Origin of the sequence: Nonomuraea sp. NPDC003709, assembly GCF_040610775.1 — a bacterium.
Lineage (GTDB): Bacteria > Actinomycetota > Actinomycetes > Streptosporangiales > Streptosporangiaceae > Nonomuraea > Nonomuraea angiospora_A.
Map to the genome: position 1 here is coordinate 375838 of NZ_JBEXMW010000005.1, position 20063 is coordinate 395900.

Annotated in this window: 16 protein-coding genes; 12 read left to right on the top strand and 4 right to left on the bottom strand. The window is 72.4% G+C overall.

Going from position 1 to position 20063, the window contains the following annotated elements; all coding sequences use genetic code 11:
* Positions 1 to 99 precede the first annotated feature (99 nt).
* Positions 100 to 1506, bottom strand: a complete 1407-nt coding sequence (locus ABZX61_RS18060; protein ID WP_355195758.1) for an alpha/beta hydrolase — start codon at positions 1504 to 1506, stop codon at positions 100 to 102.
* 310 nt (positions 1507 to 1816) lie between these two features.
* Here ABZX61_RS18060 and ABZX61_RS18065 point away from each other — a divergent pair, with 310 nt between their 5' ends.
* From ABZX61_RS18065 to ABZX61_RS18075, 3 genes are read left to right on the top strand one after another with little or no spacing between them, the layout of a single operon-like run.
* On the top strand, positions 1817 to 3418 hold the full coding sequence (locus tag ABZX61_RS18065) for a TIGR02677 family protein (RefSeq protein ID WP_355195760.1): 1602 nt from the start codon (positions 1817 to 1819) through the stop codon (positions 3416 to 3418).
* The gene (locus ABZX61_RS18070; protein WP_355195762.1) at positions 3415 to 4623 is read left to right on the top strand and encodes a TIGR02678 family protein; all 1209 of its coding nucleotides are present in this window, start codon (positions 3415 to 3417) and stop codon (positions 4621 to 4623) included. The genes ABZX61_RS18065 and ABZX61_RS18070 overlap by 4 nt, the downstream gene beginning before the upstream one ends.
* On the top strand, positions 4620 to 8696 hold the full coding sequence (locus ABZX61_RS18075; RefSeq protein WP_355195764.1) for a TIGR02680 family protein: 4077 nt from the start codon (positions 4620 to 4622) through the stop codon (positions 8694 to 8696). Before ABZX61_RS18070 ends, ABZX61_RS18075 begins: the two co-directional genes overlap by 4 nt.
* On the opposite strand, the gene ABZX61_RS18080 is transcribed toward ABZX61_RS18075, so the two are convergent.
* Entirely contained in the window at positions 8697 to 9650 is a 954-nt protein-coding gene (locus ABZX61_RS18080) for a carbohydrate kinase (protein ID WP_355195766.1), read from the bottom strand.
* A gap of 148 nt (positions 9651 to 9798) precedes the next feature.
* Here ABZX61_RS18080 and ABZX61_RS18085 point away from each other — a divergent pair, with 148 nt between their 5' ends.
* Genes ABZX61_RS18085 through ABZX61_RS18100 form a run of 4 tightly spaced genes read left to right on the top strand, consistent with a single transcriptional unit; the run spans position 9799 to position 13608 of the window.
* Positions 9799 to 10791 (top strand): sugar ABC transporter substrate-binding protein, encoded by a 993-nt coding sequence (locus ABZX61_RS18085; protein ID WP_355195768.1) that lies wholly within the window; start codon positions 9799 to 9801, stop codon positions 10789 to 10791.
* Positions 10792 to 10801: 10 nt separating this feature from the next.
* Positions 10802 to 11764 (top strand): ABC transporter permease, encoded by a 963-nt coding sequence (locus tag ABZX61_RS18090; RefSeq protein WP_350727766.1) that lies wholly within the window; start codon positions 10802 to 10804, stop codon positions 11762 to 11764.
* Entirely contained in the window at positions 11761 to 12573 is an 813-nt protein-coding gene (locus tag ABZX61_RS18095; protein ID WP_350727767.1) for an ATP-binding cassette domain-containing protein, read from the top strand. The genes ABZX61_RS18090 and ABZX61_RS18095 overlap by 4 nt, the downstream gene beginning before the upstream one ends.
* Positions 12574 to 12597: 24 nt before the next feature.
* The gene (locus tag ABZX61_RS18100) at positions 12598 to 13608 is read left to right on the top strand and encodes a LacI family DNA-binding transcriptional regulator (RefSeq protein WP_350727768.1); all 1011 of its coding nucleotides are present in this window, start codon (positions 12598 to 12600) and stop codon (positions 13606 to 13608) included.
* On the opposite strand, the gene ABZX61_RS18105 is transcribed toward ABZX61_RS18100, so the two are convergent.
* Complete coding sequence (locus tag ABZX61_RS18105; protein ID WP_355195771.1) at positions 13609 to 14337, bottom strand: SDR family NAD(P)-dependent oxidoreductase; 729 nt, start codon at positions 14335 to 14337, stop codon at positions 13609 to 13611. It lies immediately after the preceding gene.
* A 122-nt stretch (positions 14338 to 14459) separates the two neighbouring features.
* Between ABZX61_RS18105 and ABZX61_RS18110 the strand changes: the two genes are divergently transcribed.
* From ABZX61_RS18110 to ABZX61_RS18125, 4 genes are all read left to right on the top strand, one after another.
* A complete protein-coding gene (locus ABZX61_RS18110; protein WP_355195773.1) occupies positions 14460 to 15554 on the top strand; it encodes a glycerophosphodiester phosphodiesterase in 1095 nt (364 codons plus the stop codon).
* 55 nt (positions 15555 to 15609) lie between these two features.
* Positions 15610 to 17010, top strand: coding sequence for a tetratricopeptide repeat protein (locus tag ABZX61_RS18115; protein ID WP_355195775.1), 1401 nt, complete (start codon positions 15610 to 15612; stop codon positions 17008 to 17010).
* Between the two features lie 71 nt (positions 17011 to 17081).
* Entirely contained in the window at positions 17082 to 17909 is an 828-nt protein-coding gene (locus ABZX61_RS18120; protein ID WP_355195777.1) for a PIG-L family deacetylase, read from the top strand.
* A 25-nt stretch (positions 17910 to 17934) separates the two neighbouring features.
* Positions 17935 to 18639, top strand: a complete 705-nt coding sequence (locus ABZX61_RS18125; protein ID WP_355195779.1) for a crotonase/enoyl-CoA hydratase family protein — start codon at positions 17935 to 17937, stop codon at positions 18637 to 18639.
* A 110-nt stretch (positions 18640 to 18749) separates the two neighbouring features.
* On the opposite strand, the gene ABZX61_RS18130 is transcribed toward ABZX61_RS18125, so the two are convergent.
* Positions 18750 to 19328 (bottom strand): TIGR03086 family metal-binding protein, encoded by a 579-nt coding sequence (locus ABZX61_RS18130; RefSeq protein ID WP_355195781.1) that lies wholly within the window; start codon positions 19326 to 19328, stop codon positions 18750 to 18752.
* Positions 19329 to 19451: 123 nt separating this feature from the next.
* Here ABZX61_RS18130 and ABZX61_RS18135 point away from each other — a divergent pair, with 123 nt between their 5' ends.
* Positions 19452 to 20030 (top strand): TetR/AcrR family transcriptional regulator, encoded by a 579-nt coding sequence (locus tag ABZX61_RS18135; RefSeq protein ID WP_355195783.1) that lies wholly within the window; start codon positions 19452 to 19454, stop codon positions 20028 to 20030.
* Positions 20031 to 20063 lie beyond the last annotated feature (33 nt).

Consider the following 20063-nt stretch of genomic DNA (forward strand, 5'->3'; position numbering starts at 1 on the left):
TCTCTCCCGGCATGGCACGCGCGCCCCGCAGGCGCGACCGTGGTTGACCCGAACGACACCAGTCCCACACCGTGGTGTGGGACTGGGGGAACAGGGGGCTTACGCCTTGGCGGAACAGGCTCCGGCCCGCGGCGGGACGACCGTGATCAGGTAGCGGTCGATCTGCTTCTCCACGCAGCTCGAACCGCCGCTGTACGCGGTGTGCCCGTCGGCGTCGTTGGTCAGCAGCACGCCCTTCGACAGCTGCGACGCTAGCGCCTTCGCCAGGCCGTACGGCGTGGCCGGGTCGCGGGTCGTGCCCACCACCACGATCGGCGGCGAGCCCTGGGCCCGCACCTTCTTGGCGAACCTGGTGCCCTTGACCGGCCAGTACGGGCAGCGCGACTCGGGGTGGTCGAGGCAGTTGATCGCCATGAGCGCCTCGTACCGGTTGTCGTAGCTGCCGTCGGCCCGCCGACCGTTGTAGTCGTCGGCGAGCAGCAGCAGCTTCGTGCCGTCGCCCTTGAACGCGTCCGCCAGCGCGACCCGCAGCGTCGGCCAGTAGGCCACCGCGTAGAGGGCGTTCATGACGCCGGTCCGCGCGACGGCCTCGCTGACCTGACGGCCGTCGTAGGTGTTGCGCAGCGGCGCCTGGTCGGCCCGCTTGTACAGCGCGTCCAGCCGCTTCCAGGCCGCGCTGACGGAGTGCTTCTTGAACGGGCAGTTCTTGGCCTTGAAGCAGTCGCGCATGAACGACTCGGTCGCCACCTGGAAGCCCTTGGCCTGTGACCGGGCGAACTCGATGCCGGTCTGGTTCGGGTTCTCGGCGCCGTCGAGCACCATGGCGCGGATCCTCGTGGGGAACAGGTCGGCGTACCTGGCGCCGAGGTAGGTGCCGTACGACCAGCCGAGGTACGTCAGCCGCCGCTCGGCCAGCGCGGCCCGCATCACGTCCATGTCCCTGGCGGCCTCGCCGGTGCCGACGTGCGCGAGGAGCTGCTTGCCCGCGTTCTTCGCGCAGGCGCCGGCGAACGCCTTGGCCCACTGCTTGGCCTGCTTGACCTCGGTGCGGTTGTCGGGCGTCGGGTCGGTGGCGAAGAGCGCGTCGAGGCCCAGCGTGCCGAGGCAGCGCACGGGAGCCGAGGCGCCCACGCCGCGCGGGTCGAAGCTGACCACGTCGAACCGCTGCCTGAGAGAAGGGGAAACCATGGTCTTGGCGGCCTTCAACGAATCGACGCCGGAGATGCCCGGGCCGCCGAAGTTGAGCACGATCGACCCGATCTTCTTTCCGGTGGCGCGCAACCGGACCAGGCTGATCTTGATCTGCCTGCCGCCGGGCTTCGAATAGTCGAGCGGGACCCGCAATTTCCCGCATTCATATCCGTTGCCACAGGAGGACCAGGCCACCCGCTGACCGTAATAAGCGTCGAGCCCGCCGGGCTCGGTCGCCCGCGCCGGCCCGGCGAGACCGGCGGCGGCGATCAAGCCTGCGATGGCGGGCGAAATGATGGTGATTAGACGTCGCATGAATAGAACGTGAATGTGAAAGCTTGCGGCGGCCTTTAAGGGCGCTGGAATAGATCGTCTGCAAGCGCGAATTCGGGGCTCGCCCATGCGCCGCCCTCGACAAGGTAATCGGACGGTAGTGCTCGGACGCCGAATCGCGCCGATCCCGCGTCAGGCGCGGGGACGTGTCGTACCGAACCCCGCCATCCCGGCCCCCGTTCCCCTGCGCGCGCCGTGCCCTCGGTGATCCTCGCGCAAACCGGGGTCGGGTCATGAGGGCTTCCCGCTACGGTTGCGCGCGTGGAAATCGTGCGGCGAGGGGAGCGGGGCGATGGCTGAGCCGCCACGGGTGCCGCCGGAGATGTTCCGGTTCGCCACCACCGACCGGGCAGACCTGAACACCGCGGTCCTCTACGCCTTCGGCGAGGCCGGCGAGCGGCTGGAGACGGCGCTCACCGTGGAGGCGGCGCGGGAGCGGCTGCGGGCGGTGGGCTGGTACGCGCCGGTCGGCGAGCAGGAGCTGACCGCGACGCTCAAGCAGCTCGCGGGGTGGGGGCTGCTCGACGTCATCTTCAACCACGCCGGGAGCTTCGCCACCGCCGAGGAGTACGAGCGCAAGAACCTGCAGTACTCGCTGACCAGGCGCGGCGAGGCGGCCTTCGCCGGCGTACGGCACGCGATGGCGGTGCTGGCCTCCGCCGGCGCGCTGCAGACCGCGGTGCTCGACGCCATCGCCGACCGGCTGGGGGAGCTGGAGTCGCTGCTGCGCGACCCGGACCCCGGGCGCAACCGGCGGATCTTCGCGAGCCTGCGGGAGCTCGAAGGCCACCTCGACGGGCTGCGCGACAACACCAGGCAGTTCAACGGCGAGCTGCAGCGGCTGCTGCGCGTCGAGGGGACCGACCTCACCACGTTCCACGAGGTCAAGGGGGCCACCGTGGCCTACCTGCAGGAGTTCGTGAGCAATCTGGAGCAGCGCGCCGACACCATCGCCGCGGCCCTGCGCGGGGTGGCCGGGCACGGGGTCGCCGTGCTGCACGCGCGGGCGCTCGACGGGGCCGACCTGCCGGAGGCGCCGGGCACGGATCACGTCACCCTGTGGCTGGCGGAGCGGGCAGCCAGATGGGAGGGCCTGTGCCGGTGGTTCGCGCCCGAGGACAGGCCGACCGACGGATCGGACGGCGGGCCGGACGACTGGGGGGAGCCGCGGATCCGCCGGCTCCATGACGTGGCGCGGCAGGCCATCGTGTCGCTGCTGCAGGTGCTCGACCGGATCACCGACTCCCGCCGACGCTCCTCCAGCGCCGCCGCCGACTTCCGTACGCTGGCCCGCTGGTTCGCCGGCGCCCCGAGCGAGGACGACGCCCACCGGCTGTGGGACGCGGCGTTCGGGCTGGGTCCCGCCCGGCACGCGCACCTGGGGCACGCGGACGCGGAGCTGATCCCGGCCGGTGTGCCGTGGCGGGAGGCCGAGCCCGTGGAGGTGTCGGCGCTGCTGCGCTCGCGCGGGCGCACCGAGCGGATGGGCCGCACGGGCAAGGTGCGCGACGTCATCGCCCTGCGGGCCGAGCGCCAGGAACGGGCAGGGAAGGAGCGGGCCGAACTGGAGGCCGCCTGGTCGGCGCTGGCCACCACCGGGGCGACCCGGCTGTCGCAGCTGGGGGAGCTCGACCACGACACCTTCGGACGCCTGCTCGACCTGCTCGGCAGGGCTTTGGCCGAGCGGCCCGACTCGACCGGGTTCCGGCGGGCCGTGACCTCGGACGGGCGGGTGGAGATCGTGCTGCGGGCCCCGGAGGACGGCGCGGTGGCGGTGCTGCGTACGTCGGACGGCTGGTTCCGCGGTCCTGACTACCTCATCGACGTGCGCTCCCTGGAGCTCGCCCGCGTGGGCGGCTCCCCCGCCTACCACGAGCAGGCGGCGGGCGCATGAGCAGCCTGGCCAACCAGCTCGTCAGAGCCGAGAAGGAGGAGATCGCGCGGGCGATCAGGACCCTGCTCGGCCGGCCGCTCGTGTCCCTGCACGACGACGCCGCCGCCTTCGACCTGATCAGGAAACGGCGGCAGCCGCTGATCCAGTGGTTCGACTACTTCTGCGGCTGGCGGCTCGTGGTGGAGCCGCGCCAGGGGTACGCCCGCCTCGTCAAGGTCAGATCCGAGGCGAGCGCCACCCGGCCCGCCCGGCGCCGCCGCACCACCAGGGCCCCGTTCGACCGCCGCCGCTACACGCTGCTCTGCCTCTGCGCCGCCGAGCTGCTCACCTCGCCGGTCACCACGATCGGCATGCTAGCCCAGCGCGTGGTCCAGGCCGCCGCCGTGGAGGCGGGGGTGCCCGCGTTCGACCCGGTCAGGAGCGAGGAGCGGGCCGCGTTCGTGGACGCGCTCAAACAGCTGGAGCACTACGGCGCGATCACGGCCATGGACGGCGCGACCGACTCCTACCTCGACGACGAGGACGCCAAGGTGCTCTACCGCGTCGACACCACCCGCGTGATCAGGCTCCTCGCCGCCCCGGTGCCCCCGTCCCGCATCGTCGCCGAGGGCGACGACCCGATGGGCCGGGTGCTCGGCACGCTCACCACCGAGCCCCGCTACGGCGGCGACGAGCCGACCGAGACCCAGCGCAACCTGTGGGCCAGGCACTCCCTCATGCGCCGCCTCCTCGACGAGCCCGTCGTCTACCGCGACGAGCTGACCCCCGAGCAGTCGGCCTACGCCGCCTCGCTCACCGGCCGCCGGATCATCCGCCGCGCCGCGGAGGAGGCCGGGTTCGTGCTGGAGGAACGGTCCGAGGGCTTCCTGCTCATCGACGCCGACGCCACCGCCACGGACACCAAGTTCCCCGACGACGGAAGCCACGCCAAGGTGGCCGCCCTGCTCCTGCTCGACCTGCTCGTCTCCGCCGGCCCCGTCCGGGCCGCCCGGGTCGACGCCGAGGCCACGGAGCTGCTGCGCCGCTTCCCGCAGTGGGCCAAGGCGTACCAGTCCGACGGCGGCGGGCCGCGGCTGGCCGCCGACGCGCTGGAGGTGCTCGAACTGTTCGGGCTGGCCCGCCGTACGGGTGACCGGGTCGCCGCTCTGCCTGCCGCGGCCCGCTACCGGGTCGATCGCGGCACGGCCGTCCAGGAGGATTCATGACAGTCACGGAGCTCACCGCCGCACTCACCACCGGCACGCGTGCCGCGCAGGGCATGGACGCCCGCTGGGTGCCCGTACGCGCGGGGATCATGAACGTGTGGCGCTACTACGACGAGGTGTTCGAGTTCCACCGGGGCAGGCTGCTGCTGCGCGGGCCCAACGGCAGCGGCAAGTCCAAGGTGCTGGAGCTGCTGCTCCCGTACGTGCTCGACGCCAGCCTCAAGCCGAGCAGGCTGTCCACGTTCGGCGGCACCGAGCGCACCATGCACTGGAACCTCATGGGCGACGGCGCCACCGGCACCACCCGGGTCGGCTACGTGTGGCTGGAGTTCCGGCACGCCGACGGGCGCTGGTTCACGTGCGGCGCCCGGCTCCAGGCCACCGTCCACACCAAGAACGTCACCGCCACATACTTCACGACCGAGGCCCGCGTCGACGCCCCCGACGGCATCCGGCTCGCCGGCGAAGGCGGCCAGCCCCTGACCAAGGCCCAGCTCGCCGAGGAGCTCGGCACGTCGGGCCAGGTCCACGAGTCCGCCGACGCCTACCGCGCCGTCGTGCGCCAGACGCTCTACCGGGCGCTCAACGAGCAGCGCTACGACTCGCTCCTCACCGCCCTGCGCCAGCTGCGCACCCCCAAGCTCTCCGAACGCCTCGACCCGGGCCTGCTGTCCGACCTGCTGTCGAGCGCCCTGCCGCCGCTCGGCGAGGGGGAGATCCACGAGATCGCCGAGGGGTTCGAGCGGCTCGACCGGCAACGCGAGGAGCTGCGCCTGCTCGACCGCGACGTCGAGGAGGCCGACCGGCTGGCGGGCCGCCAGCGCGGCTACGCGCAGCGCGTCCTGCGCGCCGCCGCGGCCGCGGTGACGTCCGCGGGCCACACCCTCGACTCGCTGGCGGCCGAGGCCAAGGCCAAGCGCGAGGCGCTCAAGGAGGTCGAGGGCGAGCTGAACGCCACGACCGTGCGGCTCGGGGAGGAGGAGGCGCAGGAGCTGGCGCTGGCGGCGCAGATCGACGGGCTCAAGGAGAGCGAGGCGTACCGGGCGGGCTCCGAGCTGCACCGGCTCCGCATGGAGGCGCAGGCCGCCCACGAGACGGCCGCCCTGCTCCGCGACCAGGCGGGGGCGGCGGCCCGCTCGGCCGCCGCCAAGCAGGAGCTGTCGGCGCTGGCCGAGGCCGCCGCCCGCACCGCCGCCGCGCTGTCGGAACGTTCCAGGACGGAGGCCCGCCACGCGGCCGAACGCGCCGGGCTGCTGGCCGCCCACGAGGAGTCCGACCGGGCCGGATCCGGCCCGGAGCCGGACGAGGGCGACCAGGCCGTCCGCGCCGCCGACGGGGCCGGCGCCGTGCACCGGGCCCGGGAGCTGCTGCGTGCCGCCGTCACCAGCCGCGCCGCCCAGATCCGGGAGGTACGCGCCGGAGCCGTCGAGCACCAGGAGGCCATCAACCGCCGCACCACGGCAGAGCAGGACCGTGACCGCGCCCGCGACGACCTCGCCGCCGCCCAGGCCGCCCACGACGCGGCCGAGAGCCTGCGCGACGAGCGGGCCGCCAACCTGGCCGCCGCCCTGTCCGAATGGGCGGCCGGCTGCGCGCAGCTCAAGCTCGACGCGGACGAGCTGGCGGGTCTGGCAGAGCGGTTCGAGCAGGCCGACGAGCTGGTGGGCGCCGCGCGTACGGCGGCGGCCGTCAAGCTGGCCGCCCGCGAGCAGCACCTGACCGGCCTGCGCGACAAGCTGCTGGCCGAGCGCGGCGAGCTGATCCGCGAACGCGAACGCCTCAACGACCGGACCGTCCTCGACCCGCGCGCCACGCACGCCCGCGACATGGCCGCCAGGAAGGGACGCCCGGGGGCCCCGCTGTGGCGGGCGGTGGCATTCAGGTCGGGCCTCGACCCCGTCGCCCAGGCGGGCGTGGAGGCGGCGCTGGAGGCGGCGGGCCTGCTGGACCTGTGGCTGCGCCCGGACGGCGGGTTCGACGCGGGGGAGCACGACGCGTTCGCGGTGGCCGCGCTGGCCAAGCCCGCGCCCGGCTACAGCCTGGCCCACGTGCTGCTCACGGAGGCGGACTCCCCGGTCAAGGCCGACACGGTGCTGGCCGGCATCGCGTTCGCGCCCAGCGCGATCGGCGTCGACCACCCCGCGGTCGTCGGCGCCGACGGCACCTGGCGGCTCGGACCCGCCGCGGGCCGCTGGGTCAAGCCCGAACCCTCCTACATCGGCGCCACCGCCCGCGAGCGTGCCAGGCGCCGCCGCGTCGCCGAGCTGGACGACCGGCTCGGCGAGCTCGCGGGCACGGTCGCCGAGTGCGACCACCTGCTCGCCGTGGTCGACGCCGACCGCGACACGCTGGCCGCCGAGCTGCGGCGCCGGCCCGCCCGGCGGCCGTACGCGGACGCGCTCGACGCGCTCGACGGGGCGGTGAAGAAGGTCGCGCTGCTCGAGGACCAGCTCAGGGCCTACGAACAACGCCTGCACGACCGGGAGAAGGAGGTCGGCAGGACGCTGCGGCGGCTCACCGAGCTGGCGGCCGGCCACGCCCTGCCCACCGCGCCGCCCGCGCTCGACAACCTCGAAGAGGCCCTGCGCACCGCCGAGACGACCGGCACCGCCTGGCACGACCGGCGCGCCGACGCCCGCGCCGCCGCGGAGCGCGCCCAGCACGCCGCCGAGACCGCCGGCGAATACCAGGACCTCGCCGTCAGGGCCGTCGAACGCGCCGAGGACGCCGCGGCGGGCGCCGTCACGCTGGCGGAGAAGCTCGCTGCCGTCGAGTCCACGGTCGGCGCCGAGCACCTGCGCGTGCTGGAGCGGCTCCAGGAGACGCAGGCCGCGTACCAGACCTGCCGCCGCCTCATCCGCTCGGTCAACGACGACCTGGCCCGCATGCACGCCCGGCTCGGCGAGCTCAGGGGCGAGCTGGGCACGGCCGAGGAGAAGCACGCCGAGGCGGGGCGGGTGCGGGACGAGGTGTCCGAACGCTTCCGCGGCCTGACGGCCGGGCATCTGGCGGCGGACGCGCGGGCGACGGTCGAGCTGGCGCGCGACGCCGGGGTGCGGGCCGTGCTGGTCTCGGCCAGGGACGTCGCCGAGCAGCTCGCGGCGGTGCCGTACGAGCAGAAGAACGTCAAGGAGGCGGAGGCGCGGCTGCTGGATGCCTTCCACCACGCCAGGGAGATCCTCGCCGACCGCGCGGACCTGGAGCTGACGCCCGACGAGGACGTCCAGCTGCTGACCGCCACCGTCGCCGGCATCCGGGCGGGGGCCGCCGCCCTCAGCGAGGCGCTGCGCAAGGAGCGCGACGAGCGGCGCTCGGACATCACGGAGGCGGAGCGGGACCTGTTCGACCGGACGCTGGCCGGCGACACGCGGCGGCACCTCGCCGACCGGATCAGGCAGGCGACCGCGCTGGTGGAGGGCATGAACCAGCGCCTCGAACGCGTCCGCACCGCCTCCCGGGTGGCCGTCCGCCTGGTGTGGCAGGTCGATCCCACGCAGTCGCCCGGCACCCGGGCCGCCCGCGACCTGCTGCTGCGCGACCCGGCCGGGCTGGACGAGGCCGACAGGGAGGCCCTGTACGTCTTCTTCAGGGACCGGGTGGAGGAGGCGCGGGCCGACAACTCGTCGGCGAGCTGGGAGGACCAGCTCATGAAGGTGCTCGACTACACGGCCTGGCACCGGTTCGTGGTCAGGCTGGACCGCGGCGACGGTCAGGGCTGGCAGGACCTCACCAGGAAGCTGCACGGGGCGCTGTCCGGCGGGGAGAAGGCGATCGCGCTGCACCTGCCGCTGTTCGCCGCCGTGGCCGCGCACTACCAGAGCGACCCGGGCTGTCCCCGGTTCATCCTGCTGGACGAGGTGTTCGTGGGGGTGGACAGGACGAACCGGGGGCAGGTGTTCGACCTGCTGGTGAACCTGGGGCTGGACCTGGTGCTCACGTCCGACCACGAGTGGTGCGAGTATCGCGAGCTCGACGGGATCGCCGTCCACCAGCTCATCACCGGCGACGGGGACGACGCGGTGACGACCGCCCGCTTCGTCTGGAACGGCTACCGTACGGTCCCGACGGAATGATCACACGGTCCAAGGCGGGTTGGCGCCCGCGACCGAGCACGTCAGTGCCGCCACCCTTACCGCGAACTCGGCCGCCTCCACCGCCGTCCCGAGATCCAGGCCGTCCAGGCGGCCACCCAGGAGGTCCTTGGCGGCGAGGCTGTGCAGGAGGCCCGCCGTGAAGGAGTCGCCCGCGCCGACCGTGTCCACCACGTTCACCTCCGGCGCCGGCACCGACGCGCGCTCACCGTCCAGGGATACCAGTGCGCCCGCCCCGCCCCTCGTGACGACGATCAGCCGGGCGCCGGCGGCGTGCCAGGTGTCGCAGGCACGCTCCATCGGCACGCCGGGCAGCAGGAAGTCGAGGTCGTCCGCGCTGAGCTTGAGGATGTCGGTCCACTCGCACCAGCGCGACACCGGGTAGTCGGCCAGGGAGGCGAGGCTGGGGCGGACGTTCGGGTCGATCGAGATCGTGGCGCGCCCGGCGGCCTCCCGCGCGAAGGCCTCCACCGCCGTCCGGCCCGGCTCCCTGGCCAGGGCGAGCGATCCGGTGTGCAGGCAGGCGACCGGGCCGAGGCGGTCCAGGTCCAGCTCGTACGGGGTCCACTGCCAGTCGGCGGTGCCGTCGGCGTAGAAGGTGTACTCGGCCTGACCACCGGCGTCGAGGGCGGCGACGGCGAGCGTGCTGGGCTCCTTGGCGTCGACGGAGGCCGAGAGGTCCACGCCCGAGGAGGCGAGGTGGCGGCGGAACAGCTCGCCGAACACGTCGCCGGAGACGCGGCCGAGGAAGCGCGTGGGGGTCCCGAGCCGGGCCAGCGCCACCGCCGTGTTCGCGGGCCCGCCGCCCGGCAGCACCCGCAACCCCAGCTCCATCGCCTCCCCGCCGTGCTCGGCCGGCCCGGATATGAGGGGGTGGTCGCCGGGGGAGCGGGTGGTGAAGCCGTCGGCGACGCACTCGCCCAGGACAGCGATCATCGAGCCTGCCTTTCAGGCACGTTGCCGATTTGTTACGGCAGGGGGGCATTGACGTTTCTCGGATGGGAGTCCATCATCGCAGCACAGCGGATGTCAACGTTGACATATGTCAACGATGACATCGGGTCCCCCCTGATAGGAACCGCCCATGAATGCAAAGATTTCGGCCGGACTCCTGGTCACCGCCCTTCTCGTCACCGGATGTGGCGGCGGGGGCGGGGGCGCCGGGCAGAGCTCCTCCGCGACGCCCAAGGTCGGCCTCATCACCAAGACCGAGACGAACCCGTTCTTCGTGAAGATGAAGGAGGGCGCCCAGAAGTCGGCCCAGGCCAACGGCATGGAGCTGATGACCGCCGCCGGCAAGTTCGACGGCGACAACGCCTCCCAGATCACGGCCATCGAGAACATGGTCGCCGCCGGTGTGAAGGGCATCCTCATCACGCCGAGCGACACCAAGGCCATCGTGCCCGCCGTCAAGAAGGCCCGCGACGCGGGCGTGCTCGTCATCGCGCTGGACACGCCGACGGACCCGCAGGACGCCACGGACGCGCTGTTCGCCACCGACAACCTCAAGGCCGGCGAGCTGATCGGCCAGTACGCCAAGGCCGCCATGGCCGGCAAGCCGGCCAAGATCGCCACCCTCGACCTGGCCCCCGGCATCACCGTCGGCCAGCTCAGGCACGACGGCTTCCTGAAGGGGTACGGGATCGCTGAGGGCGACCCGTCCGTCGTCTGCTCCCAGGACACCAGGGGCGACCAGGCCAAGGGCCAGACCGCCATGGAGAACTGCCTGCAGAAGGCCCCCGACATCAACCTCGTCTACACGATCAACGAGCCCGCGGCGCTGGGCGCGTACACGGCGCTGAAGGCCAAGGGCCGCGAGAAGGACGTGCTGATCGTCTCCGTGGACGGCGGCTGCACCGGCACCAAGGCCGTGAAGTCGGGCGAGATCGCCGCCACGAGCCAGCAGTACCCGCTGAAGATGGCCGAGGACGGCGTCAAGGCGGTGTCGGAGTTCGCCAAGACCGGCAAGAAGGCCTCCGGCTACACCGACACCGGCGTCACCCTGATCACCGACAAGTCCGTCTCCGGCGTCGAGGCCAAGGACACGGCCTTCGGCCTGGCCAACTGCTGGGGCTGACATGGCCGTCATGGAAGCGACGCTGCCGCGCCGCCTGATCTCCACACCCGTCGCGGGCCCGCTGGCCGCGCTCGTCCTGGCCTGCGTGTTCTTCGCGCTCAGGACCGACCAGTTCTTCACCGGCCCGAACTTCTCGCTGATCATCCAGCAGGTCATGGTGGTCGGCACGCTGGCCATCGGCCAGACACTGATCATCCTGACCGCGGGCATCGACCTGTCCAACGGCGCGATCATGGCGTTCGGCGGCATCGTGATGACCAAGCTGGCCGTGGACAGTGGCCTGCCGCCGGTCCTCGCGGTCGCCGCCGGGCTCGCCGTCTGCTCGCTGTTCGGGCTGGTCAACGGGTTGCTGGTGACACGGATCTCGTTGCCGCCGTTCATCGTGACGCTCGGCATGCTGAACGTGGTCTTCGCCCTGACCCACATCTACTCCAACGAGCAGACGGTCACGGACCTGCCGCCGGTGCTGACGTTCCTCGGCCAGACGTTCCAGGTCGGGCAGACGAACGTCACCTACGGCTCGCTGCTGACGATCCTGCTGTTCCTGCTGTTCGCGTACCTGCTCGGCTCCACGGCATGGGGCCGCCACGTGTACGCGCTCGGCAACAGCCCCGAGGTGGCCCGCCTGACCGGCATCAGGACGAGCCGGCTGACCATCGGCGTCTACACGCTGGCCGGCTTCGTGTACGGCATCGCCGCCCTGCTGCTGGTCTCGCGTACCGGAGTGGGCGACCCGCAGGCCGGCCAGACCGACAATCTGGACAGCATCACCGCGGTCGTCCTGGGCGGGACGAGCCTGTTCGGCGGCCGTGGACTGGTGATCGGCACGCTGGTCGGAGCGCTCATCGTGGGGGTGTTCCGCAACGGGCTGCAGCTGATGGGCGTACCGTCGATCTATCAGACGCTCATCACCGGCATCCTGGTGATCCTCGCCGTCGCGGTCGACCAGCTCTCCCGCAGGAGGAACCGATGACGACCCCCGTGCTCCAGGCCCGCGGCCTGGTGAAGCGCTACGGCCACGTGACCGCGCTCGACGGCGCCGACTTCGAGCTGATGCCCGGCGAGGTGCTCGCCGTCATCGGCGACAACGGCGCCGGCAAGACCAGCCTCATCAAGGCGCTCACGGGCGCGCTCCAGCCCGACACCGGCGAGATCCTGCTCGACGGCAAGCCGGTGCGCTTCCGCGACCCGCTGGAGGCGCGCCGGCAGGGCATCGAGACCGTCTACCAGGACCTCGCGGTGGCGGCCTCGCTCGACATCGCCACGAACATGTTCCTCGGCCGCGAGATCCGCAAGCCCGGCATCCTCGGCAGCGTCTTCCGCATGCTCGACAAGAAGCGCATGCGCGAGGAGTCCGCCCGGCACATGGCCGAGCTCAAGATCGGGCTGCGCTCGCTCACCCAGCCGGTCGAGTCGCTGTCCGGCGGCCAGCGGCAGGGTGTGGCCGTGGCCAGGGCGGTGGCGTGGGCCACGCACGTCGTGGTCATGGACGAGCCCACCGCCGCGCTCGGCGTCAAGGAGTCCGGCCAGGTGCTCGACATGATCAAACGGGTCCGCGACGGGGGCACGCCGGTCGTGCTGATCAGCCACAACATGCCGCACGTGTTCGAGATCGCCGACCGCATCCACGTCCAGCGCCTCGGCCGCCGGGTCGCCCAGATCAAGCCGGGCGACCACAGCATGGCCGAGGTGGTGGCCATCATGACCGGCGCCCTCCAGGTCTCGGACGGCAAGGCGGTGGTGGCGGACCAGGGCGCGGCGGAGGCTATCGGGTTGTCCTGATGAGCGGCCACTAACATGGGCGCAATGCGGCGTCCGACGATGACAGATGTGGCGCGTGAGGTCGGCGTCACGGCGAAGACGGTCTCGCGGGTGCTCAACGACGACGGCCCGGTCGCCGTCGAGACCCGCGAGCGCGTCATGGAGGCCGTCAGGAAGCTGGGCTACCAGCCCAACCTGATGGCCCGCAACATGCGGGTCGGCGCGCGCGACGCCGCGATCGGCCTGGTCATCCCCGAGATGGGCAACCCGTTCTTCGGCACGGTCGCGGGCGGCATCGAGAGCGCCGTCCGCGCCCGCGGCCTCACCCTCATCGTCGGCAACTCCAGCGAGACCGCCGACCTGGAGCAGTCGCTGATCGCGACGTTCCTGGCCCGCAGGGTGAGCGCGCTCATGGTGGTCCCCTCGGCCACCAGCGACCACCGCCACCTGCGCAACGAACGCGTGGCCGGCCTGCCCATCGTCTTCCTCGACCGGCCGGCCGTCGGCCTGACCGCCGACAGCGTGGTCAGCGCCAACCGGGAGGGCGCCAGAGCCGGCGTCGCCCACCTGATCGCCCACGGCCACCGCAGGATCGGCTTCGTCGGCGACGTGCCCGCCGCCCTCTACACGCGCCGCGAACGCTTCCAGGGCTACCGCGACGCGCTCGAAGGCGCGGGGCTGCCGTTCGACCGGGGCCTGGTGGAGACGGGTCACGACCAGGAGGCCGCGGCCCGGGCCACGATGCGGCTGTTAGCCCTCGGCGATCCGCCGACCGCCCTGTTCGCGGGCAACAACCTCGCCTCCACGGGCGCGGTGGTGGCGCTGTCACGGGCCCGCCGCAGGGACGTGGCGCTGGTGGGCTTCGACGACCTGCCCCTGGCCGAGTGCCTGGACCCGCCGCTGACGGTCGTGGCCCAGGACCCGGCGCGGATGGGGGCCGCGGCGGCCGAGCAGGTGCTGGCCCGGCTGGACGGCGACCGCTCCAAGGCCCGCAGGACACTGGTGCCCACCCGGCTGGTCGTCCGGGGCTCGGGCGAGCTGCCCGCCCCCAGATAGCTAGCGGGGGTAGGCGCCGCCGTCCAGGCTGAGGACCTGGCTGGTCAGATAGCCATTGCGGAGGACGGCCAGGGCCAGGTCGGCGACCTCCTCCGGCCGCCCGAAGCGGCCGACCGGGAGGTGGCTCGGGCTCGCCGTGGCCGGGAGCATCGCGGTGTCCTCGATCAGGGCGGGCGCCAGGGCGTTGACCGTCACGCCGTGCGAGGCCACGCGGGCGGCCAGGAAGTGGAGCATGCCGTGCAGCGCCGCCTTGGACGCGGCGTAGTGCGGGCCGACGATGCCGCCGGTGAAGGCCGCAATCGACGACATGAACAGCACCCGCCCGAACCCCCGCGCCGCCATCCCCGGCAGCGACTGCTGCGCCAGCAGGAACGGCGCGCGCAGGTTGACCGCCATCGTGCGGTCCCACGTCACCGCGTCCACCGCCGTGTACTCCTGCTGGATGGCATAGCCCGCGTTGGAGATCAGCAGGTCGACGGGGCCGAGCGCGTCGGCCGTGGCGCGCAGCAGGGCGACCGGGACCTGCGGGTCGGCCAGGTCGCCCGGGAGCGCGATCGCGTCCACGCCGGCGGCCCGCGCTCGCGCCACCAGGTCGTCGGCGTGCTCGGAGCGGGTGCCGTACGTGAAGGCGGTCCTGACTCCCGCGGCGATGAGGCGGCGCCCGATCGCCTGCCCGATGCCGCCCGACGCGCCGGTCAGCAGGGCCACGCGGCCAGTGAGTTGGGTCATGTCACCCAATCTTCCCCGTGACAGAGGCGTTGACGGCACGTTGAAATGGGGCGTTTCCGTACGTCTTCCACTGTGTGCTCACGCGTAACTCGCGGTCCACCTGGGCGGTCTACGGTGCGCGCATGAGAATGCGCAGGTTACTCGCGAGTGTGCTGGCCGGAGTCGTCGCCGGCGGTACCGTCGCGGTCGTGCTGACCCAGACGACTCCCGCCACGGCCGAGCGCCGCGGCCAGGCACCCATCGTGATCGGCCACCGGGGCGCGAGCGCCCACCGGCCCGAGCACACGCTCCTGTCGTACGAGACCGCCATCGCCATGGGCGCCGACTACATCGAGCCCGACCTCGTCTCGACGAAGGATCACGTGCTGGTCGCCAGGCACGAGAACGAGATCTCCGGGACGACCGACGTGTCCGCGCACCCGGAGTTCGCCGACCGGCGCACCACCAAGACCGTGGACGGCCGGCCGATCACCGGCTGGTTCACCGAGGACTTCACGCTGGCCGAGCTGAAGACGTTGCGCGCCAAGGAGCGCGTCCCCGACCTGCGGCCGGACAACACCGCGTTCGACGGGCTGCCGGAGATCCCGACGTTCGAGGAGGTCGTGAAGCTGGCGCAGGAGCACGGCGTCGGCGTCTACCCCGAGACCAAGCACCCGACGTACTTCGACTCCATCGGCCTGTCGCTGGAGGAGCCGCTGCTGGACGTGCTCAACCGCTATCACGTGCGCAAGGCGTACATCCAGTCCTTCGAGACCGCGAACCTGCGCGAGCTGCGCGGCAAGACCCGTCTGCCGCTGATCCAGCTGATCACGTTCGGGGGCGCGCCGTACGACTGGGTCGCCTCCGGGAGCACCCGCACGTACGACGACATGGTCAAGCCGGACGGGCTGCGCGAGGTGGCCTCGTACGCGAACGGGATCGGGGTGGACACCCGGCGCGTCGTGCCCCAGGACGCCTCGGGCAAGACCCTCGAACCCACCACGCTGGTCGCCGACGCGCACCGGCGCCGGCTGGACGTGCACGTCTGGACGGTACGGAACGAGAACTCGCAGCTGCCCGCCGACTACCGGCTCGGCAACCCGGCCAGCCCCGTCTACCCCCGGGCCACCGGGAACGTGATGGGGTGGCTGTCGAAGCTGATCGACCTGGGCATCGACGGCGCCTTCTGCGACGACCCCGCCATGGGCAGGGCCGTGGTGAGCGGACGGCAGGCGTAGGGACTCGTGGGGCGTCGGCCCTATTCCCCACCGGATCAGTGGGTACATTGGTCCGGTGAGGAACGACCAGCACGGCCTGGCGATGACCGGGGCCGGCGCCGCCGCGGCGCGGCACTACGACCGCGCGATCGACGAACTGCTGCACCTGCGGGTGGAGGTCGCCACCGAGACCAAGGCGGCGCTGGCCGAGTCGCCCGGCTTCCCGATGGGCAACGTCCTGAGCGCGTACCTCGGGCTGCTCACCACCGAGGTCGATGACGCGCGGAAGGCGCGGGCGCGGTTCGGGGCGTTCCGGGACAGGATCGACGAGTCGTCGCTGCTGCCCCGCGAGCGCGCCCACGTGGCGGCCGTGCAGGCGCTGCTCGACGGCGACTGGCTGACGTGCGGGCGGCTGCTCGGCGAGATCACCGTGGAGCACCCGCGCGACGCCCTGGCGCTGGCGGCCGGGCACCAGGTCGACTTCTTCACCGGCGACGCGCGCTCGCTGCGCGACCGGATCGGCGGGGCCCTGAACGCCTGGCGGGAGGACGACCCGCACTTCGGCCACGTGCTGGGGATGTACGCCTTCGGCCTGGAGGAGGCGGGGCACTACGACCGGTCGGAGGAGGCCGGGCTGCGGGCGGTCGAGCTGAACGCGCGCGACGTGTGGGGCATTCATGCGGTCGTGCACACGTACGAGATGCAGGGGCGGTTCGGGGAGGGGCTGCGCTACTTCGACGCGCGGGTCCCGGACTGGTCCACCGGAACGTTCTTCAACATCCACAACTGGTGGCACTACTGCCTTTTCGCGCTGGAGTCCGGTGACGAGGCGCGGGCGCTGGCGATCTACGACTCGGTGCTCGCGGGCGGGGAGACCTGCATGGAGCTGCTGGACGCCGCCGCCCTGCTCTGGCGGCTCCACCTGGAGGGCTCCGAGCAGCACGAGCGCTGGCGCGCTCTGGCCGACGCGTGGCCGGTCAGGGTGGGCGAGCCGTTCTACGCCTTCAACGACATGCACGCGGTGATGTCGTACGTGGGCGCCGGGCGGGTCGGGGAGGCGGAGAAGCTGATCGCGACGCGCGAGGCGTACGTGCTGGAGCCGCGTCCGGGCGTCACCAACCGGGACATGACGCTCAGGGTGGGCCTGCCGGTGTGCCGATCGCTGGTGGCCTTCGGGCGGGGCGACTACGACGCGGTCGTGGACCTGCTCTATCCGATCAGGCACCGGGTGAACGAGTTCGGCGGCAGCCACGCGCAGCGGGACGCCGTGCAGAAGACCCTGCTGGAGGCGGCCCTGCGGGCGGGGCGGCGGGATGTCGCGCGGGTGCTGGTGAGCGAGCGCGTCAACGTCCGGCCGTGCAGCCCGTACAACTGGCTCAAGCAGGCCGCCCTCGCCGATGAGCTGGGCGAACGGGGCGCCGCCGCGGCCGCCCGCCTGCGCGCCGGGGAGCTGGCCCGCAACGGCGGCCGGTCCTAGCCGGGGAGCCGGCAACGGCGGCCGGGTCCTGATCGGGGAACTGTCGGAGCCGGCGGGTAGTGTTTCCGGCCATGGAACGGCAACTCACCCTGATGGTCGTACACGCACACCCCGACGACGAGTGCCTCAGCACCGGCGGCATCTTGGCACGCTACTCCGACGAGGGCATCCGCACGGTCCTGGTCACCTGCACCAACGGTGAGCAGGGTGACGGCCAGGGCGGCGTGAAGCCGGGCGAGGACGGCCACGACGACGCGGCGGTGGCCGAGCAGCGGCTGGCCGAGCTGCGCGAGTCGGTGTCCCACCTGGGCATCGACCACCTGGAGCTGCTCGGCTACCGTGACTCCGGCATGGAGGGCTGGGACGCCAACGCCCACCCCGACGCGTTCGCCAACGTGCCGGTCGAGACGGCCGCCGCCAAGCTGGCCGCGTTGATGGAGCACTACCGGCCCCAGGTGGTGGTGACCTATGACGAGACCGGCGGTGGCGGCTACGGCCATCCCGACCACGTCCAGGCCCACCGCGTCACGGTGGCGGCCGTCGAGCAGACCGGCATTCCCGACAAGTTCTACTACACGGCCATGCCTCGGTCCGGCATCAAGCAGATGTTCGAGATGATGCGGGCCAGCGGGGTCGATCTCGGCGACTTCCAGCCGTCCGACGACTTCGGCACCCCCGACGAGCGGGTCACCAGCGTCGTCGACATCGCGCCGTTCGTCGAGCGCAAGCTCAAGGCGCTCAGGGCGCACGAGAGCCAGGGCGAGAACATCTTCCTGCTCCGCATGCCCGAGGAAGTGCAGCAGCAGGCGTTCTCGCACGAGGCGTTCGAGCGGAAGCTGTGCAAGGTGGACGCGCCCGACCACGAGGAGGACCTGTTCGCGGGACTGCGTGACGGCTAGCCTCCAGAACATTATTCTGAGCCCTATGGGCACCCTCGTCAGTTATCAGCTCAAGGACTCCGTCGCCACCATCACCATGGACGACGGCAAGGTGAACGCGGTCTCGGTCCAGATGCTGACCGAGCTCGGCGCCGCCCTCGACCGGGCGGCCGCCGACTCGGCGGTCGTGCTGCTGGAGGGCCGGGAGGGGGTCTTCTCCGCCGGGTTCGACCTGAAGGTGCTCGCGGCGGGCGGCGACGGGGCGCTGGCGCTGGTGCGGGGCGGGTTCGAGCTGGCGGAGCGGCTGCTGTCGTTCCCGACGCCGGTGGTGGCCGCCTGCACGGGGCACGCGGTGGCGATGGGCGCGTTCCTGCTGCTGTCGGCCGACTACCGGGTGGGCGCGGCCGGGCCGTACCGGCTGGTGGCCAACGAGGTGGCGATGGGCATCACGATGCCGTACGCGGCGGTCGAGATCCTTCGGCAGCGGCTCACGCCCGCGTGCTTCACGCGGGCGGTGCTGCTGGCCGAGACGTTCTCGCCCGACGACGGCGTGGCGGCCGGGTTCCTGGACCGGGTGGTGGAGCCGGCCCGGGTGTCCGACGTGGCTCGCGAGACGGCCGAGGCGCTGACCGGCCTGAACATGAGAGCGCATGCGGCTACGAAGGCGCGGGCGCGGCGGCGGACGCTGGAGGCGATGCGGGCCGGGATGGCGGAGGAGCTGGGCCCGGGGGCGAGCTGGCCGCCGGCGTAACGGGACGCCTGTGGCCGGGCGGGACCCACGCGCTCATGCGTGACCCTTTGCCTGGAGCGGGGCGCTCTTGTCTGCGGGCCCTTTGTCTGCCGGGTGGGCCAGTGGGGTGATCAGCGCGCGGCCTCGGAAGTGACGGCGCGGCCGAGGAAGGCAAGGAGCCGCTGGTGAGCGGTGGCGTCGGCCGGGGCGGGCAGTTCGGGGCCGAACATGCCCGGCCGGCGGAAGGCGCCGAAGTCCATGCCCCGCATGACCGCCAGCAGTTCCTCGCAGGAGCGCTGGTCGACGAGGTGCTCCTGGCGGGTGGCGAGTGCCAGGTCGGCGCCGTGCACGAGCACCTCGGTGAGGTGGATGAGCGCCGCCATCGGCCCGGGTACGGTGCCGAACCCCAGACGCACGCTCGTCTCCAGGACGCCGGGCCGGTGCCAGGCCGCACGGTCGAGGTCGGCCGCGACGGCGAAGGCCCCCTGCGGATCGGTGCCCAGCCAGTCGGACTCGTGATCGGCCCCATCCTCGGTCCCGGTGAGCTCGGCGGCGAAGATCCGCATGCCGCCCACCAGGTGGTTGAGCTCGGTGCGTACGTCCCACTCCGGGCACGGCGTGCCGGCTCCGAGCCGGTCGGGCCCGATCCCCTTGACGATGGCGGCCGTCATGTCGATGGCCCGGTCGATCTGCTCGATGACGCTGCTCATGTCGTTCTCCAAGGGATGCGGGGGCGTACCGTCGCGCTCTAAAGCAGGCCGCGACTGCGTTAAAGCGCAATCTAGAGCCGCAGAAGCCGCAAACGCAAGTCGCAACTGCGTTAAGGTGGCGGCATGGAGGAAGAGCGACAGGCGGCCCGCCGGCCCGGTGGTCGCAGCGCCCGCGTCCGGGCTGCGGTGCACCAGGCCGTCACCGACCTCATCGCCGAACGCGGCTACGGGAACTTCACGGTCGGCGAGGTCGCGGCCCGCGCCGGCGTGGCCGACACCAGCGTCTACCGCCGCTGGGGCAACCTCGAGGCCCTGCTCATGGATGTGGCGATCACCTGGCTGACCACGCAGTCGCCGATCCCCGACACCGGCAGCCTGGCGGGCGACCTGCGCGCCTACGCCGCCAACGTGGCCCGCGACGTCACCGGCCCCGACGGGCCGGCGGTGCTGCGCCTGGTCATCGCCCTGTCCACGGCGGGACAGGACGGCCTGCGGGCGCGCGACGCGTTCCTCGCCGAACGTTCCCGCCAACTCCAGGTCATGCTCGACCGGGCCCGCGACCGGGGCGAACACCCGCCGGACGTCCTGGACGTCCTCGACCACATCCTGGCCCCGATGTACATCCGGATCCTGTTCGGAGCGGGCCCGCTCACCCCCGGCTACGCCGGCACGCTGGTCGACCGCCTCCTGTCCCACAAGTGATGATTCCTACGGGTATGAGCGCCGGGGTGGCCG

Excerpts from the sequence above, each read along its gene's own strand:
- ABZX61_RS18060 (WP_355195758.1), bottom strand. The coding sequence starts at position 1,506 with ATGCGACGTCTAATCACCATCATTTCGCCCGCCATCGCAGGCTTGATC.
- ABZX61_RS18065 (WP_355195760.1), top strand. The coding sequence starts at position 1,817 with ATGGCTGAGCCGCCACGGGTGCCGCCGGAGATGTTCCGGTTCGCCACC.
- ABZX61_RS18070 (WP_355195762.1), top strand. The coding sequence starts at position 3,415 with ATGAGCAGCCTGGCCAACCAGCTCGTCAGAGCCGAGAAGGAGGAGATC.
- ABZX61_RS18075 (WP_355195764.1), top strand. The coding sequence starts at position 4,620 with ATGACAGTCACGGAGCTCACCGCCGCACTCACCACCGGCACGCGTGCC.
- ABZX61_RS18080 (WP_355195766.1), bottom strand. The coding sequence starts at position 9,650 with ATGATCGCTGTCCTGGGCGAGTGCGTCGCCGACGGCTTCACCACCCGC.
- ABZX61_RS18085 (WP_355195768.1), top strand. The coding sequence starts at position 9,799 with ATGAATGCAAAGATTTCGGCCGGACTCCTGGTCACCGCCCTTCTCGTC.
- ABZX61_RS18090 (WP_350727766.1), top strand. The coding sequence starts at position 10,802 with ATGGAAGCGACGCTGCCGCGCCGCCTGATCTCCACACCCGTCGCGGGC.
- ABZX61_RS18095 (WP_350727767.1), top strand. The coding sequence starts at position 11,761 with ATGACGACCCCCGTGCTCCAGGCCCGCGGCCTGGTGAAGCGCTACGGC.
- ABZX61_RS18100 (WP_350727768.1), top strand. The coding sequence starts at position 12,598 with ATGCGGCGTCCGACGATGACAGATGTGGCGCGTGAGGTCGGCGTCACG.
- ABZX61_RS18105 (WP_355195771.1), bottom strand. The coding sequence starts at position 14,337 with ATGACCCAACTCACTGGCCGCGTGGCCCTGCTGACCGGCGCGTCGGGC.
- ABZX61_RS18110 (WP_355195773.1), top strand. The coding sequence starts at position 14,460 with ATGAGAATGCGCAGGTTACTCGCGAGTGTGCTGGCCGGAGTCGTCGCC.
- ABZX61_RS18120 (WP_355195777.1), top strand. The coding sequence starts at position 17,082 with ATGGAACGGCAACTCACCCTGATGGTCGTACACGCACACCCCGACGAC.
- ABZX61_RS18125 (WP_355195779.1), top strand. The coding sequence starts at position 17,935 with ATGGGCACCCTCGTCAGTTATCAGCTCAAGGACTCCGTCGCCACCATC.
- ABZX61_RS18130 (WP_355195781.1), bottom strand. The coding sequence starts at position 19,328 with ATGAGCAGCGTCATCGAGCAGATCGACCGGGCCATCGACATGACGGCC.
- ABZX61_RS18135 (WP_355195783.1), top strand. The coding sequence starts at position 19,452 with ATGGAGGAAGAGCGACAGGCGGCCCGCCGGCCCGGTGGTCGCAGCGCC.